The following is a 17320-nucleotide window of genomic DNA, read 5'->3' on the forward strand; positions in this document are numbered from 1 at the left end:
GCCCTCGATTGTAGCGTTTCCGGGACGAGTGCGGCGATGGCGAAATCATATTGAATTAAATCGCAGGTAGAGGCCTAGGTTCGCATCTACGAACCTAGGTATACGGAGTCATTTGACACATCTTGGTGCTACAGGACCACCACAAAGGGGACGGGCACCTTTGTGGCGGTATGTCCCTACGACCAAGGAGGGCGTTATGTGCGGAAGCCACTTTGATAAGCAAACCCAACGCGAGCGTACCTGCTCGCTGGTTCACGGTACCTGGCGTTGTGTGGGCGTGAGGATTGCCGGCGTTGGTGCGTGTGCGCTTATGGTTGGCCAGCTGTTGCTGCCGAGCGTGGCGCTGGCGACGGAATGTGCCGATCCTGTCGCTGCGGCGGACGAGGTTGCCGCGGCTCCGGTGACGCCGACGGTTGCGGAGGATACGGCGGCTCCGGCGCCGGTACCGGTGGCCCCGGCTGCGCCGATGACTGACGCGGCTCCGGTGGCGCAATCCACGGCAGAACCTCAGCAGGATGCATCAGCGGCAACGGCGAACGATGCGACACCCGCTGAACAAAACACTCCCAGCGACAACGCCGCCACACCGGCAAGCGACGCCATCATGCCCTGTGGCGTGACCGATGTGACAGGCGAGGGCGGCGTTAGGGTCAATACGACCGTGGTTCCCCACTACACGGACTGCGTGCTTCCGAGCAATGTCACACTCGAAAAGGGCCAGTCGTACACCTATGATTTTCCCGATGTTGAGGGTGGCATGCCGGATGAGCCGCTCCGCGAACTTGTCGAAACCAAGTACTACAGGGCCGATACTGCTTCGGGCACCCTGGCTGAAGTCCAGGACACATCTATGTCCGATGTGACGGCTCACTTTGAGCCTGTTGGCGATCACATGAGGCTGACGCTGACCTTTACGGGTGGCGCGGCAGGCGGCTCGTATCGACTCACGCGCAATAAGGTTCTTTATATTGGCGCGGCACTGACGTATACCGGAACTGACTATGGCACCGACTATGAAGGTGACAACAGCTACGCGGGCAGCTCGATTACCCTCAACGAAACCAGGGACGACTATTACCTCTGCTACGCCATCGATAGCGAAATTACGCTTGATGCATCGGAAAACGAAGCCCTCCATAACCTGAACGTCAACGACGTGAAGACCGACTACGCGCCCGGCGAGGCACCGCGCGCGACCGCGACGATCCCCGCTGCCGATGCCGACAAGTACGAGATCGCGTATGAGTGCTGGGAGGAGATGGATGGCAGCGACCCTGCGGAGCTCAGGCCCGTTGCCTTCTGGTATTCCGATCCTACCAAGTATCCGACAGGCGCGAGGAGGATCGAGTACTTCGAAGAGGGCAAGTTATACATGTACTCCGTTGAGCTGAGGCTCAAGGGCGACAATACCGTGGCCGATGACTGCAATATGAACGTCAACGGTCTTTGGGTGCCCCATATCAAGACCGCCAACGGTGTCTTCGCGCCAAACGCTGACAATATGCTGTGCGAGGCTCCGATTGATGAGTGGCGGGCAATCGACCTTATCGAGATTAGCGGTGCCATGACCACCTTTAAGGCGGGCGACAGGCCGGTCTTTACGGCGGGTACTCCGGCGGGTTCCGACTCTATTCTCCAGTGCGAGTTCTGGACGGGCAGCGACGGCAGCGAAGTAAATTCCGTTGAGTTCTGGGACCAGAACATCACCAACCATATCGACGCGTTTAAGCCCGGTGTGACCTATCGTTACGGCCTGTACTTTAAGCCGGCGCGCGGTTTCTACTTTACGCCGAACACCAAGCTGATGGTCAATGGCGTGGAGTGTGGATATCAGGCGAGCGAGGCAAGCGAGATCGGTCCCGAGAGCGGTTTGATCTACACGCTATGGCTGAGCACCAACCTGACGTTTACGCCCGAGGCCACGCCGGCCCCGGTCGATCCCGAGAAGCCGGCGCCGCAGCCTGAGGTCAAGCCCGAGACCAAGCCTGAGGTGAAACCCGAGACCAAGCCCGCGACAAAGCCGGTCGCGACAACTACCCCGACCAAGACGGTTGAGAAAGCCGCGCCGACCAAGAAGGGCGACGCTGTCCTGGCTACCACGGGGGATACCACCGCGATGACGGTCGCTGCCCTGGGCATCGCCGGTGCAACCGTCGCCGCGGCCGGCATCGCCGCGACCAAGCGCCGCAAGCGCTAGGTTTTTGGTGGCAGCGCCCATCCTCGGCTTTAGCACAATCTCAATCTGTAACACCAAACTGCCCAAAACGGTTCTAGATGTTACAGATTGAGATGAACCGAATGGCCGCCAATCTTACGTCTTGATCTGTAACACCAAGCGGGGAATTTGACCTCTAACTGTTACAGATTGAGACAAACTGGCCGGCCAAGTCCAGAAGCGCCAAAAAGGTGCCTGTCCCCTTTTTGGTGGTTTACGCAGGTAGAACGGTAGGTTCGTATATATGAACCTACCGTTCGCTTTGTTTTTGGACGACGATTACGCTGGATGACTTTAGGTTTGCAGGAAAGGAACGACCATGAGGTGGACTGCTGTTCGAGCGCTTTGCCGCCGCCTGACCGTTGCCGCGGTGACCCTCTCCATGGTGGCGGGTTCGTTGCCCGCGGGCGCGTTTGCCGAGACCCTCACCACCGACGGCACTTTTGTGCAGACGGATAACGGGCAAGCAGCCGACGCCGCCCCCGCCGATTCGGCTGACGCCCAAACGCCAGACTCTGCTTCCGCCGACCTCGCGCCCGATGCCGGCGCTGCCGACCCCACAGTGCTCGATACCGGTGACACCCCTACGCCCCCGGACTCCGAGATTGCATCGGCGGCGGGCCTGACGGGCGCCGGGCAGACCGAGAGCACACCTGCGGGTACGCTCGCCACCGATCTTGTCGAGGGCAAGGAACTCGCCGAGCAGCAGAAGCAAGAGGAGGCTTCCGGTGCCGAGGCAACCTGGAACGAGGAACTTAAACTCTGGGCAACCTCGAAGGGCGCCACGGGCGTAAAGGGCGAAGACGACGATGGCTACGTGGCCGGCGAGCAGACCCCCGCGCAGTACTACTTCTCGATCGATAGCCTCACCAACGAAATTTCTATCGAGGATGGCGACGCGGGCATTACCACGTTGGAGGTGCCCTCGACCATCGACGGCAAGCATGTCGTAAGCCTTACGGGTATGGGAAGCGCTGCGCTCACATCGATTACCTTCGCTTCGAATTCGCACGTTCGCTCGGTTGGCGGCTTGGGCGGCAGCAGCATCAAGGAAATCGCACTGCCCGATTCGGTTGAGGAGTTGGGCTGGAATGCGTTTACCGGGAGCAAGACACTTCAGACGGTGACCTGGCCCAACAACGCGGCCTTTACCACGATTCCCGAGCAGGCCTTTGAGGGCTGCGAGCAACTTGACGACAATGTGGTGGCAACGCTGCCGCCTTCGGTTAAGACTATCGGCTATCGTGCCTTTGCCAATTGTGGCGTGCCGCAGTTCCATGTCTCGGACACAACGGTACTCACCTTTACGCAGATCGACGTGCCGGGCACGGTGGAGCGGATTGAGCGCTATGCCTTTGGCGGGTGCTCGCATGTGTCGTCGGTGACGATCGGCGATGGCGTCAAATATATCGGAGCGCACGCGTTTACTTACCTCGATCCCGCGCTGGCCGGTAAGGAAATCGTTGTGCCCAAGAGCGTGCAGTCGATTGATCTGGAGCCGTTCGACAACACGCGTAATACCAGCAGCGCCGGCACCTCGACCACCAACCACAATGCGGTGACCCTGCGCGTCATGAATCCCGACATCAAGCTCGAAGAGGCGGGCCTGTACACCAACAGCGTGACGATCGATGGCGTCGATTACCTGATGCCTTTTAGCGAGGGCCAGACCATCTATGCCTATGCGACGGACTCGGCGGGCAACCCCTCGATGATCAAGAAGATTGCCGATGCCGTCGCCGATCGCATGGACTCGGCCGACCCAACGCGTCCCGCCTATACCTTTGAGTGGATGGGCGAGGACGCCCAAATCACGGGCAAACTTCCCCAGGGCGCGGCGGCCGTGCTCGTGCAGGCGGGGCAGTCCACGCCGTTGACGGTTGGCGACGACGGCTCCGTTGCTGCCGACGTCCTCTCCAAGACGGCAGCAACGCTGCGCATTTCGCTCAGCGGTTACTATGACATGGTGCTGGCGCGCCCGGGCGACCAGATGACGGGCACATGGAATATCGGGGAGATTAAGGCGGAGGACTTTACCAAGATTCCGGCTTCGCGCGCGATTGAGCTCAACGTGGGCTATCTCGAACCGATTGTGGGCCAAGATAAGACCGAACGCATTGAGCTCGATAGTCTCGATAACATCGATCTGACGGTGAAGAGCGGCGGCAAGACGCTCAAGCCTGCCAAGGGCGACAAGGAAAACGACTACCGCATCCAGGGCACAGTGCTCGTGGTGTCGCAGGCCATTGCCGACGCGGACCAGGATCTGGAGATAACGCTCGAGCCCAAAGACAGCCTCAAGCTGGGTGGGGCGACGGCGACGGTGAAGCCTTCGGTCGGCAAGGTCGATATCGACTTGAAGCCCTGGGGCACGGCGACGGTCACGACCAAGGGCGACTACCAGGGCGCCAACCGCGTGCTGGTGTTCCGTACGTCCGACGGCAGGCTAGTCGCCGACGGCGTCACCTATCTGATGGGTTACGAAGACGATGGCACCACGCCTATCATGAAGGCCGAGACGCCGCGCCTTAAGGCCGGTTCGTACACCATCGTCGCCTTTAACAAGACGAGCTACGACATCCAAGCGACGAGCTATTCCACGTTTAGCCGCCTGGGACTGACCGTGGGTAAGCATATCGCGCAAAAACAGGTGAAGATCGAGGACGGCAAGCAGCTCAACGTGACGCTCGACGTGCCGACGTTTGACGTGGAGACGTATCGTGCCGAGCGCGGGCTGACGGCGGGCTCGGTTATCGCTGATTCGTCCGCGGTCGTTGGCGTGGAGACCGAGCTGCGCATTCATTACGAGCTCAAGGACAGCCAGGCTGCCAAGATTGAGATTCCGCTGGCCAAGGATGCCGTCGAGGATGTGTCCGCAGGCGCTCGCGAAGCCGGCGCAAGCTCCGATGCCATGTGGGCTGACACAACTTGGGAGGGCGACAACCTCGTTCTCGATATGAAGAAGAGCGCGGGCGCCGATGTTTTTGTGCGCTTTAAGCCTAAGTCCTCGGGCACCTATGCCATCTCGCCGCTCATTACGCTGGGCGAGGTGACATTGCCGCTGGGAAGTACCACACTCGAGGTTAGCGGATCGCGCATCGAGGTCGACAACACCGACGTTCACAGCCTGCTGGGCAATGTGGCCTACGTTTATGCAGCGCCGGGCAAGAGCGTGCAGCTCACCGTGGGGACGGGCTCGTCGGCTGCAAAGTACACCGGCAAGACCAATAAACTCGGCCGTGCCAAGATTGAATACGACCTGCCGCAGGATACGCTTGCCGCCGAGCGTGTGACGCTCGAAGCGCGCGTGGGCTCGACCGATGTTGCCGCCGCTGCCGCAGAGGTGACGGCTCGCAACTACGTGCGCTATGTTCCGAGCGCTTCGGTCTGGAGCTTTGATGTGACGTATCGTGGCGGTACGCAAAACTTGGTCAAGGACGGCAAGGACACCGGCAAGAGCCTGTGGACCTTCCATCATCTGCCACAAAAGAAGAACGCCTACTGGACCTTTGACATCACGCTCGAGGTGGGAAACGAAGAGGCCGCCGACACGCTCGACCTGTACGTGGACTGCGTGGATGGCAAGACGGTGACGATTCCTCTGACTCAAAAGTCGCGCGAGGGCACCCGTGTGCGCTATGTGGCGGAGTATGTGGACGAGGGCTACCTTAAGCTGCTCGACGAGTTTAACAAGGCGAATGACTCGACCTATGTGAACTGCGGCAACTTTGAGCAGATCTTTATGCCGCAGACCTACCGCATCTCCAATGCCCAGCTTATGACCATGCTGAGTTTTGACGCCAAAGCTTCGGCCAAAAAGCATTCCGCCGCGGCCGAGGAGCGCCAGCAGGAGTTCTCGAATGCCGTGCAGCAGTGGCACGAGTATATGATGGATAACTCGTTTAATGATGTCGACGAGGCCTTTAACGACGCGATTGACAAGATGGTCGCCGATGCGTTTGCCGAGGAGGACGAGAACGGTAAAGAGGACGAAGCCCAAGGTGGAGCTGCCCGCAAGGCTCGTCGCGCCCCTGCCGCCAGCGACGGCGAGGGCGATGATGCTGGCAACGAGGAGGCCGCGCAGTTTGCGGCTGAGCTCAAGGCCGCGGTAGGCGGGTCGGCGGCGCTGCTGACCCAGCAGGGCGACAGCTATGGCGTCAATGTGGACAAGATGATCTTTGAGGATGCTTACGGCACCAGCGAGGATTGGTATCAGGAACTCGCGGCGGCCCAGGGTGCGAACCCTGCGGATGCGGCCGCCATCAAGGATCTCGTCGACCATGCATCGCGAGCGGAGTTTATCGCCCAGCAGGCCGAGGATCTGGTGGGCCAGTCGATGGGTATCGGCCGGCTCAACCAATACGGAAGCTGGAATGACGCAACCGCTGCGGCGCTCAACAAGTGTGCGGGCATTAAGGCCAGCGAATACAACGGCCAGTCGACGAGCGGGTTTAACGATTTGGGCCAGGCGCTCGGCAGCTCGCTGAGCTACAAGGCGGCTGACGACGATACCATCAAGGGCTTTAAGGTCGCCGCGCCCGATGGCGAGCAGACGGCCTATATAGAGTCGGAATTTATCGAGAACTCCAATAACAACAAGAACCAGGCGCTTCTGTTTAATTCGATCGCCATGCAGTGCGATATTCTGGACAACCTGTACGACAACTGGAATGTGGTCCATAGCCTCAACAACTCCAAGGTGCGCGGATGGCTCATGGCCTGGAAACGCAACGGCGACGTGAGCGCCCATATGAAGCTCATCCGCACGATCCGTTCGCTCAAGAGCTATAAGATCGAGTGCGAGATGTTCGGACAGGTCTTTAAGACCGATGCGTGGAAGGCGGCCGGACAGGCGTTTCCCGCGGCGACCCAGGGTATCGGCGTCTTTACCGGCATTTACGGCGTGAACGATGCCAGCAAGAACTGGGAGAACGTGAACGTCCGTATGCAGAAGGTGAAGGGCGAGCGCGAGGGCTATGAGCTTCAGCATACGCGCTTGCTTGCCAAGCCCGAGAAGACCGAGGACGACTGGAAGTGCATTTACGCGCTGCGTGACGCCATGGAGAAGGCGCGTGCGTTTGAGGATCTGCTGTATCGCCAGCTCTGCCACGATAGTACCGATGTGGCGGTGGGCTCCATTATGACGATCGCCGGCGTGCTAACGGCTGGCTCGGCGGGTACCGTGGTGGGCGCCGCCTATGATGCGGCCTCGACGAGCGTGGGCTCGGAGCGCGCGGTTAAGTTGACCAATGCCGAATGCGCCTACGATGTTGCCTGCGAGCAGGTGGAGCGCGCGTGTCAGAATCGTATTACGGTCAACTGGGGCGAGCTGACCGATGCCGAGGTCTACAAGGCCAACAAGGATGGCTTGATCTCGGACGAGAAGATGCAGTCGATCTTCGAGGCGCGTTATCGCAATGTGGCTGCCAAGGCAGCACCCGACCCTGCGGGCGTGGTGTACGAGGGTCTGCTGTCCAATACGGTTGAAGGCGCAACGGTTGAGCTGTGGAGCGCCGACGATGCGGCCGGTACCAATGAAGTGCGTTGGGATGCCGAGGAGTATGAGCAGGACAATCCGCTTGCAACGGGTGCGGACGGTGCATACAACTGGAATACGCCGACCGGCTGGTATCAGGTGCGCGTGACCAAGGGCGGGTATGAGGAAGCGCGTTCGGCTTGGCTGCGCGTGCCGCCGATTCAGACTGAGGTGAACATTGGCTTGGTGTCGACGGCGGCGCCCGAGGTGGTTTCGGCCCATGCCTATACCGATTGCATCGAGGTTGAGTTTGCGCAGTATATGGATGCGAGCGACGATGCCCTGGCCGCATTGTGCGCGCAGGGCTTGGGCGACGTGACGTATACGTGGCTCGACAAGCAGGACGATCCCAATGGCAAGCCGCTGTCGCGCGTGCTGCGTATTCGCTATGCCGATGCGTGTGAGGCGGGCTCGACGGTGGCGCTTGAGCTCGACGGTGCTCGCAACTACGCCGGCACGGCCATGGAGCGCTGGGCAAGTGGAGAGCTTGTCGTGGGCGCTCGTGCCGACAAGCTCAAGCTCAACGTGGAGCAGGCCGTGACCATGCTTGATGGCAGTGACTTTGAGCTGGTGGCGCACGTGACCGATAAGGCGGGCAAGCCGTTTGCGGGCGCCAAGGTTAGTGTTGGGCTGGAGTCCTCGGCTATCTGCTCTGTCGATGCCACCCAGGCCGTGACGGGCGAGGACGGCGCGGCGACGTTTGTGCTGCATGGCGCTCTGCCTGGTTTGACGACGTTGACGGCGGCGGTGGACGGCACGGCGCTGTCCAAGCAGGTCGACGTTCGCGTGTCTGCCGAGGCGGTGCGACCGGCGCGACCGGTGGCGACGATTGGTGCGACGACGTTTGGTGCATGGTCGCCCAAGGAGAACTACATTACAGTGCCCAAGGGCACGAAGCTAGAGCTTTCGGCCGAGGATGGCACGACGATTTGGTACACCACCAACGACACCTGCCCCTGCCGTGACGAAGGCCGCGTAAAGTACACCGAGCCTATTGCGCTCGACAGCAACATGTATGTACGCATTGCGGCACAGCGACCCGGCATGTCGTACAGCGAGTATTCCGAGCGTCTGAACATTACGATTACGGTGACCGATGAGGCGGCGCCTGAGCCGACGCCCGAGCCGACGCCTGACGGCGGCGGGCAGGGCGGCGGTACGGATGGCTCTGGTGGGGCCGGGGTCCCTGCGGGCGGCTCGGCTTCGACGACGACCACGGTGACGACGGAAAAGTCCAAGGGTAAGGGCAAGAACGGCAAGAAGTCCGGCGGCACGGAGCTTGCCAGCACGGGTGACTCCGCCGTGATGACGGTCGCCGCCCTAGGCATCGCCGGCGCAACCGTAGCCACCGCCGGCATCGCCGCGACTAAGCGCCGCAAGCGCTAGGTTTTGGCGGCGGCGCCCATCCTCGGCTTTAACAAAATCTCAATCTGTAACACCGAGCCAGATATTTGGACTCCAAGTGTTACAGATTGAGATGAACTGTTCGGCCGCCAACCTAACGTCTCGATCTGTAACACGTAGCGAGGAATTTGGTCTCTAACTGTTACAGGTTGAGACAAACGTCGGAATCGGTTCGCCGGCCAGGCCCTCAACCACCGCAAAGGTGCCCGTTCCCTTTATGGTGATCGGGCGGCCGGCATAGAAAAAGTCCCCGCCGGGCGTGTGCCCGACGGGGACTTTGCCGTTTGGTGGCTAGCGCTGCAGGTGATTACTCGCCCAGCAGGCTCTTGGTGATCGAAGCGGCGGCCTTCTTGCCGGCGCCCATCGCCAGAATGACCGTAGCGGCACCGGTGACGATGTCGCCGCCGGCCCAGATGCGGGGGTCGGTGGTCTGGCCGGTCTCCTCATCGGCAACGATGTAGCCCCACTTGTTGAGCTCCATCTTGCCGCCGATCTTGGCAGCGAAGGGGTTGGCGTTGGTGCCGATAGCCGAGATCGCGACGTCGCAGGGAATCTCCTCGATGGCGCCCTCGATAGGCACCGGGCGACGACGGCCGGACTCGTCGGGCTCGCCGAGCTCCATCTTCTGGACCTTGACGGCGCACACGGAGCCGTCCTCGCCAGCGACAAACTCGAGCGGGGAGACGAGCGGCAGAACCTCGACGCCCTCGGCCTTGGCATGGTGCAGCTCGGCGCGACGGCAGGGCATCTCGTCCTCGGTACGACGGTAGGCGATGATGGCGTGCTCGGCGCCCAGGCGCTTGGCGGTACGGACGGCGTCCATAGCCACGTTGCCGCCGCCAAAGACGACGACGTTCTTGCCATGCTTGGTGGGGGTGTCGTACTCGGGGAACTTGTTGGCCTTCATCAGGTTCACGCGGGTGAGGTACTCGTTAGCGAAGAAGACGTTGGGCAGGTTCTCGCCGGGGACGTTGAGGAACTTGGGCAGGCCAGCGCCGGTTGCCACGTAGATGGCGTCGAAGCCCTGCTCGAACAGCTCATCGGCCGTGGCCATGTTGCCCACGACGGAGTTGTACTCAAACTTGACGCCCATGTTCTCAAGGCCGTCAATCTCGCGCTTGACGACTGCCTTGGGCAGACGGAACTCGGGGATGCCATAGACCAGCACGCCGCCGCCGGTAAAGAAGGCCTCAAAGACGGTAACGTCAAAGCCGTTGCGGGCGAGCTCGCCGGCGCAGGTGATGCCGGACGGGCCGGAGCCGACGACGGCGACCTTCTTGCCGTTCTTGGGAGCCATCTTGGGTGTGGAGGCGAGCTCGGGGCGGTCACCCAGGAAGCGCTCGAGCTGGCCGATGGCCACGGGCTCGGACTTCTTACCACGGATGCACTTGCCCTCGCACTGGTTCTCCTGCGGGCAGACGCGACCGCAGATGGCGGGAAGCATGGAGTCCTCGCGGATGGTATCGAGGGCGCCGCCAAAGTCCTTCTCGCGGATCTGCTCGATAAAGCGGGGGATGTTGATGTTGACGGGGCAACCCTCAACACAGAACGGCTTCTTGCAGTTGAGGCAGCGCTCGGCCTCGGCCAGCGCCATCTCCTCGGTGAAGCCCTTGTCGACGGGGCGGAAGTCGCAGGCGCGCTCGGCGGCCGGCTCCTCGTTATCGGGGGTGCGGGGCGACTTCATATCGGCAACGAAACGACCGTTAACTAGTGGCATGCGCAGCTCTTTTCCTCATAGGCCTTGAGGGACTCGCCCTCTTCGGAACGGTAAGCGGCCTGGCGGGCACGAAGGTCATCCCAGTCGACCAGGGTGGCATCGAAGTCGGGGCCGTCGACGCAAGCAAACTTGGTCACGCCGCCCACCTCGACGCGGCAGCAGCCGCACATACCGGTGCCGTCAACCATGATGGGGTTGAGCGACGCGGTGATGGGGGTGTCGTACTTCTGGGCGGTGAGGGTCGAGAACTTCATCATCGGAACGGGGCCGACGCAGAAGACCTGGCTCACGGCCTTGTCCTGCAGCAGGCGCTCCAGCGGAGCGGTGACAACGCCCTGCTCGCCGTAGGAACCGTCGTCGGTGGTGATGTGGATGTGGTCCTCGTCGAGGAGCTCGCGGAACTGGTCCTCCATGAGCAGGAGGTCCTTGGTGCGAGCGCCCATGATGGCGTGCACCTCGTGGCCGGTCTCGACCAGGTGCTTGGCGACCGGGAAGGCAATTGCCAGGCCGACGCCGCCGCCAATGACGGCGCAGGGGCCCTCGGCCATCTCGGTGGGAACGCCCAGCGGGCCCACGACGTCGCGCAGCGACTCGCCGGCCTCGTAGGTGGAAAGCATCTCGGTGGTCTTGCCGATCACCATGAAGATGAACTCGACCCAGCCCTCGTCACCGTTCCAGCCGGCCAGGGTAAACGGGACACGCTCGCCCGTCTCGTTGGCGCGAACCATGAGGAACTGTCCAGCGTGCGCATGCTTGGCGATTGCAGGCGCCTCGATGCGGAACTTGAACACCTTCTCCGAGAACTGCGTCTTCTCCAGGATCTTATACATAGAACCCCTCTCTTGTTAGGGCAACCGAACCGTGCCTCCACGGAAATGGACGGCAGCCCGAATAAAACCGTACGCGCACAGGCGTTGTGCAGACATACGGTGTAAATTATACCCTCATGGACATGTTGCTTACGTGTATCTTTGGCAGGCGGGAAAAGTGATCTAGCACAAAGAGGCAGGTTTATTTTGGCGGGTTTTATCAGATAAAACGACAAAAGGGGCCGGCCTTGCACATCGGTGAGGCCGGCCCCTTTTGGGGTGTTGGGTATGTATGTCGGCACAGGGTTTATTGCGATGCGGCCGCTGCGGCGTTTTCGCATATAAAACCTGCCAAAATAAACATCCCTTTTTGGTAGGTTTTAGTGCTTGCCGTTGGCAGAGGCGGAGCCGTTGACGTGGTCGCGGGCATAGATTACGCCGTGCACAATCGCCAGGCCGGCGGCGTCGGCGGCGCGGGCGCAGGTGTCCTGGAAGTCCTCGGCCTCGCGGGCGCGCAGCTGCTTGAGCACGTAGTCGGCGACAGCCATCTTGCCGGGAGGGTTGCCGATGCCGGTGCGGATGCGGCTAAAGTCGCGGCTGCCCATCTTGTCGATGATGGAACGCAGGCCGTTGTGGCCGGCGTGGCCGCCGCCCACCTTGACGCGCACGTCGCCGGCGGGAATGTCGAGCTCATCGTGGATTACGAGCAGCTCCTCGGCCTTGATTTTGTACTCGCGGCAAAGCTTGGAGATGGGGCCGCCCGAGGTGTTCATGTACGACTGCGGCTTGACCAGCACAATCTGGCGCTTGCCGTCCTCTTCCTCTGGATCGTTGATGTTGATGAGCGCGACCTCGGCGCCGGCCTGGTTTTTCCAGTACGTGACGCCGGCCTGACGCGCCAGCTCGTCGATCGCCTTAAAGCCTGCGTTGTGGCGGGTCTCGGCATACTCATCGCCAGGGTTGCCAAGTCCGGCAACCATGCGAATCTTAAGCGGCTGTGCAGCTGCCATGTGCTTCCTTTCATCGATTTGTCGCCTGCTATGGTGAGCGACCCCGTTGCTGCTGTCAAATGGAGGGTGATTGAGGCCGCATGAGGGCGTTTGGACAGTCGTCAGAAGCCGGGATGGACAGTTAGTTCAGATTTGTATAAACCAAGAGATCTTTGACTGCCAAAATCGGGGCTACGGAACTGTCACGGCGCTTTGGGGAGCACAATTTGTGCTATTTCAGATCTTTTGAGTCTTCAAATGAGGTGATTGGCGCCGGGATGGCGGCAAACTACCTCGAAATGAGCCGTCTGTTTATACAAATCTGAACTAACTGTCCAGCCATGCTCGGTAACACTGGGTAAAAGTCTTTTAGACCGGCGCGAGGCCGATTCCGGCCCGCAGGGCGTTGAGCCAGGCGGCCTGACGCTTGCGATAACCCTTGATGCGGTAGCGGAATCGAACTCCCGCAAGTCGATGCATCGTCTGGGCGAAGGCTTCGAGTGCAACAAGGTCCTTCATTTGGTCACGATTGATAACCAGGACGTGGATACCCATGGCCTTAAGGCCATTGTTGCGATTGCCATCGTGGATGCGAGCGTTTTGAAGCTCATGTCCAATTCCGTTGTATTCGTTGTCGACTCCGGCGGCTGGGCAATATAAGTCGCAGATGGCGTAGGGGATGCCCGAGGACATGTTGACCGCAAGGGTGTCGAAATCGACTCGATAGTTGAGCAGCAGGCCTCCCATGGGCAGGCTGCAACACCCGAATCCGCCAAAGCGCATGGGTGCGCCCAGGACAGCGAACATCAATGATTCCGCTGGGGATGCGGATCCGGCCCGGGCGAGTTTGATAGCTGTGCGAAACGAGGCGTAGGAACTACTTTTGGCAAACCGTGCGACCGCCTCGAGCTCTTCGATGGTTGTGGCGGGCTCGCATTTGTAGTGTGCCTGTTCGTAGCGGGTTTCGGCTTGCTTTTCGGGTGTCGGTTGGTCGCCCTGGCAATCGAGATCGTCCATCGTTTCGAAGCTGTTGGCCTCGGGCCACGTGTCGTCGTAGGCGATGGGGTAAGTTGCTTCGGGCGGAAGTGAGTAGGTTCCGAGCAGTTCCATGAGAAGCATCAAGGTTTTGGCAACCGATTCATTTTTGGAACAAAGCATGGCCGTCATGGCGGGAGACGTTGCGTAGATGTCGGCTTCGATGTGCATGATCGCGCCCTGGGGGAGAGGGGCGGTGATGGTGTGCTGGAGGAGCCGTCCGTCGGGCCGTCTGTTGCTGCCGCTCGCAACAAAGAGGTCTAGACGCTCGGAGTCGTCTTCGCTCCAGGCGTCAAGTATTGCAAGGGCCGCAAAGTCTATGGCGTCCTTGTTCGGAACGCAACCTACGAGGGCTTGTGTCTGTTGCTCGTCATCGATGGCGTCCCAGGGAAGGGCGGAGTACGCCCGTCGAGCGCGGCGAATTGCGCGGAGGGCGGAGAGGTGTGAAATTACGGTTGTCATAGCTATAAGGTACTAAGCCGTTGGCGAAATGATATGGCCGTGCCGTTCTTTTCGCTCAAAGGGGCGTCGCGCGCCGCGGGCGGTAACGACATCATACGGAATGCCTTGGAAAAGTGGAGAATGGAGTGATGGGTTGGCCTTGGAGGCATCTACTGAGATGGGTGCTGGACAGTTAGTTCAGATTTGTACAAGGCGACCGGGGTGTATTGCCGTTGTTGAAGGACTCGGTGGGCAAAATGGGGCCAATGGCATGGTGAAGAGATCCATGGGAGGAGGAATCGGGCGGAATTATGCCGGCAAGAGAGCTTTCGATACATTAAATGGCCCAAACGAATGCCCAAATTAATACAAATCTGAACTAACTGTCCAAGGCGGGTTATCGAGGGGCAGAAAAAAGGGTCGGAAGCGAGCCTCCGACCCTTTAAAAACACCAAAGATGATGCGCTGCGCGCTGGATTACAGCGCGAAGTCGCCGCCGACGAGCGTGGAGACGGGCTCCTCGTGGTAAACGGCAGAGATGGCCTCGGCGAACTCCTCGGCGACCGAGATGGTCTTGATCTTGCCGCCAACCTCGACGGGGATGGCATCGGTGACGAGGCACTCGACGATGGGGGCGTCGTTCAGGCGCTCGATGGCCGGGCCCGAGAAGATGCCGTGGGTGGCGCACACGTAGATGTCGCCGGCACCCATGGCCTTGAGCTCCTTGACGTTGGCGCACAGGGTGCCAGCGGTGTCGATCATGTCGTCATTGATGATGCAGGTCTTGCCCTTGATGTCACCGATGATGCCCATGACCTCGGCGGCGTTGTGGCGCGGACGGCCCTTGTGGGCGATGGCGAGGCTGCAGCCGAGCATGTCGGAGAGCTTCTTGGCAGCTTTGGCGCGACCCACGTCGGGGGAGACGACAACCAGGTTGTCGGTGTCGAAGTGCATGTCGTTGTAGTACTGGCCAAACAGCGGCAGTGCAGACAGGTGGTTAACCGGGATATCGAAGAAACCCTGAATCTGGCCCTGATGCAGGTCGAGGGTGATGATGCGGTTGACGCCAGCGCGCTCGAGCAGGTTGGCGACGAGGCGGGCGGTGATGGGCTCGCGCGGGCCGGCCTTGCGGTCCTGGCGGGCATAGCCGTAGTGGGTGATGACGGCGGTGATGGAGCGGGCGGATGCGCGCTTGGCAGCGTCGGTGGCGATGAGCAGCTCCATGAGCATGTCGTTGACGTTGCCGCCGGCCACGGACTGAATCAGGAAGACGTCGGCGCCGCGGACGGTCTCGTCGTAGCGGGCGTAAATCTCACCGTTGGCGAACTGCTTTAGCGTAAGGCCCGAAAGCTCGACCCCAAGGTACTCAGCGATCTTCTGAGCGAGGGGACGGTTGGAGGAACCGGAATACACGCGGATGGACTTGCGCATATTCTCCGACTTCTCGGGATCATTAATCGGCATTACCCTTCTCCTTTATATATCGAATGCCATATAGATGCCTTGTTGCATTGTAACCGCGCGGCGGGGTTTATCGGGTCTTGATAACGTCTTTACCGTCAACGGACACGAACCGACCACTCATCCGGTCGCGCAGGTCAGCATAGAAAAAGGAGCCATCCCCATGGGAACAGCTCCTTAGATGCTTGGTAAAACGTTATACCTCGTCGTCCTCGTGCAGACGGCGGCGATAATCGGCGGCCCAGCCCTCAATATTTACCTGACGGGCGCGGCCCAGGCCGAGTGCGTCAGCCGGGACCGGCTCGGTGATGACGGAGCCGGCGGCCACGAGTGCGCCGTCGCCGATCTGGGCGGGCGCGACCATCATGGTGTCGGAACCGATGAAGGCATCCTTGCCGATGACGGTCTTGTGCTTGTGCACGCCGTCGTAGTTGCAGGTGATGGAGCCCGCGCCCACGTTGACGCCGGAACCCATGGTGGTGTCGCCGATGTAGGACAGGTGCGGTACCTTGGAGCCCTCGCCGATCGTGGACTTCTTGATCTCCACGTGTGTGCCGGCCTTGGAGCCATCGAGCATGTGGGTGCCCGGGCGCAGGTAGGCGCGAGGGCCGCAGTCGACGCCGTTCTCGATGACAGCCTCGATGGCGATGGTCTCATCGATGGTGCAGCCGCTGCCAACGGTGGTGTCGGTGAGGCGGCTGTTGGGGCCGAGCTGGCACTCCTCACCCACGGTGACGTGGCCGATCAGATGCGTCTGCGGCCACACGACGGTGTCGCGGCCGATGACGGCGTCGGGGCCGATCCAGGCCTGCGTGGGGTCGATGAAGGTAACGCCCTCGGCCATCCAGTGCTCGTTGATGCGGTCGCGCGCGATAGCGGTGAGTTGCGCGAGCTGGATCCGGCTGTTGACGCCCAGGCCGTCGCGGTAGTCGTCGCAGTGGAAGATGGAGACTGCCTGGCCGTGGCCCTTGAGAATCTCGAGCATGTCGGGCAGGTAGTACTCGGACTGCGCGTTGTCGTTGCCGATCTCGCTGATGTGGGCGGCGAGCTGCGCGCCGTCGAAGGCGTAGCAGCCGGCGTTGCACTCGAGCAGCGTGGCGGCCTGCTCGGGCGTGCAGTCCTTCTGCTCGATGATGCGCTCGATCTGACCGTCGGCGCCCAGCTTGATGCGGCCGTAGCCAAAGGGATCGGGCGGGGTCATGGTCATGACGGTGCAGGCGAGCTCGCCGCCGGCGACGGTCTGCGCGAACTTGGCGACGGTGTCGGCGGTGATGAGCGGCAGGTCGCCGTTGAGCACGACGACGGGGCCTTGCATGATGCCGCATGCCTCGAGCGCGACCTTTACGGCGTGGCCGGTGCCCAGGCGCTCGGTCTGTTCGACGCACTCGACCTTGGTGGCGCTGTTGGCGTAGGCGCCGTCGATAAGGGCGCGCATCTCGTCGGCGTGGCTGCCGATGACGACCACGACGCGGCTGCAGCCGGCCTTGATGGTGGCGTCGACGATCCACTGGACCATGGGCTTGCCCAGGATCTTGTGCGAAACCTTGCAGTGGTTCGACTTCATGCGGGTGCCCTCGCCGGCGGCGAGGATAATTGCGGTTGCGTCCATGTGATCTCCTGTTACGTTATAGAGACGTGTGTTTGGAAACGATACACGGCGCAATATGATACCGCAGGCATATGATGAGCGCGTAACGATTGGCGCATGGCGGC

The 17320-nt window shown here is 61.0% G+C and carries 8 protein-coding genes; 2 read left to right on the forward strand and 6 right to left on the reverse strand.

Annotation, left to right across the window (positions count from 1 at the left end):
* The first annotated feature begins 196 nt into the window (after window positions 1-196).
* Both FYJ40_RS04010 and FYJ40_RS04015 read left to right on the forward strand, forming a co-directional pair.
* Entirely contained in the window at window positions 197-2197 is a 2001-nt protein-coding gene (locus FYJ40_RS04010; RefSeq protein WP_154516690.1) for an LPXTG cell wall anchor domain-containing protein, read from the forward strand.
* A 337-nt stretch (window positions 2198-2534) separates the two neighbouring features.
* The gene (locus tag FYJ40_RS04015) at window positions 2535-9137 is read left to right on the forward strand and encodes a leucine-rich repeat protein (protein WP_154516687.1); all 6603 of its coding nucleotides are present in this window, start codon (window positions 2535-2537) and stop codon (window positions 9135-9137) included.
* Between the two features lie 325 nt (window positions 9138-9462).
* Here the strand turns inward: FYJ40_RS04015 and gltA are convergent, their stop codons facing one another.
* The 6 genes from gltA to glmU form a co-directional block, all read right to left on the reverse strand.
* Window positions 9463-10872, reverse strand: coding sequence for an NADPH-dependent glutamate synthase (gene gltA / locus FYJ40_RS04020; protein WP_154516684.1), 1410 nt, complete (start codon window positions 10870-10872; stop codon window positions 9463-9465).
* Window positions 10863-11702, reverse strand: coding sequence for a sulfide/dihydroorotate dehydrogenase-like FAD/NAD-binding protein (locus FYJ40_RS04025; protein WP_006235793.1), 840 nt, complete (start codon window positions 11700-11702; stop codon window positions 10863-10865). Before FYJ40_RS04025 ends, gltA begins: the two co-directional genes overlap by 10 nt.
* 359 nt (window positions 11703-12061) lie before the next feature.
* A complete protein-coding gene (gene pth, locus FYJ40_RS04030) occupies window positions 12062-12691 on the reverse strand; it encodes an aminoacyl-tRNA hydrolase (RefSeq protein WP_195838564.1) in 630 nt (209 codons plus the stop codon).
* A 348-nt stretch (window positions 12692-13039) separates the two neighbouring features.
* Entirely contained in the window at window positions 13040-13876 is an 837-nt protein-coding gene (locus FYJ40_RS04035) for an endonuclease domain-containing protein (protein ID WP_229770655.1), read from the reverse strand.
* A 747-nt stretch (window positions 13877-14623) separates the two neighbouring features.
* Window positions 14624-15610, reverse strand: coding sequence for a ribose-phosphate pyrophosphokinase (locus FYJ40_RS04040; RefSeq protein WP_154516678.1), 987 nt, complete (start codon window positions 15608-15610; stop codon window positions 14624-14626).
* 193 nt (window positions 15611-15803) lie between these two features.
* Window positions 15804-17216: a bifunctional UDP-N-acetylglucosamine diphosphorylase/glucosamine-1-phosphate N-acetyltransferase GlmU gene (gene glmU, locus FYJ40_RS04045; protein ID WP_154516675.1), complete on the reverse strand. Its 1413-nt coding sequence runs from the start codon at window positions 17214-17216 to the stop codon at window positions 15804-15806.
* Window positions 17217-17320 lie beyond the last annotated feature (104 nt).

This window comes from Collinsella sp. WCA1-178-WT-3 (M1), from assembly GCF_009696325.1.
Lineage (GTDB): Bacteria > Actinomycetota > Coriobacteriia > Coriobacteriales > Coriobacteriaceae > Collinsella.

Excerpts from the sequence above, each read along its gene's own strand:
- FYJ40_RS04010 (WP_154516690.1), top strand. The coding sequence starts at position 197 with ATGTGCGGAAGCCACTTTGATAAGCAAACCCAACGCGAGCGTACCTGC.
- FYJ40_RS04015 (WP_154516687.1), top strand. The coding sequence starts at position 2,535 with ATGAGGTGGACTGCTGTTCGAGCGCTTTGCCGCCGCCTGACCGTTGCC.
- gltA (WP_154516684.1), bottom strand. The coding sequence starts at position 10,872 with ATGCCACTAGTTAACGGTCGTTTCGTTGCCGATATGAAGTCGCCCCGC.
- FYJ40_RS04025 (WP_006235793.1), bottom strand. The coding sequence starts at position 11,702 with ATGTATAAGATCCTGGAGAAGACGCAGTTCTCGGAGAAGGTGTTCAAG.
- pth (WP_195838564.1), bottom strand. The coding sequence starts at position 12,691 with ATGGCAGCTGCACAGCCGCTTAAGATTCGCATGGTTGCCGGACTTGGC.
- FYJ40_RS04035 (WP_229770655.1), bottom strand. The coding sequence starts at position 13,876 with ATGCACATCGAAGCCGACATCTACGCAACGTCTCCCGCCATGACGGCC.
- FYJ40_RS04040 (WP_154516678.1), bottom strand. The coding sequence starts at position 15,610 with ATGCCGATTAATGATCCCGAGAAGTCGGAGAATATGCGCAAGTCCATC.
- glmU (WP_154516675.1), bottom strand. The coding sequence starts at position 17,216 with ATGGACGCAACCGCAATTATCCTCGCCGCCGGCGAGGGCACCCGCATG.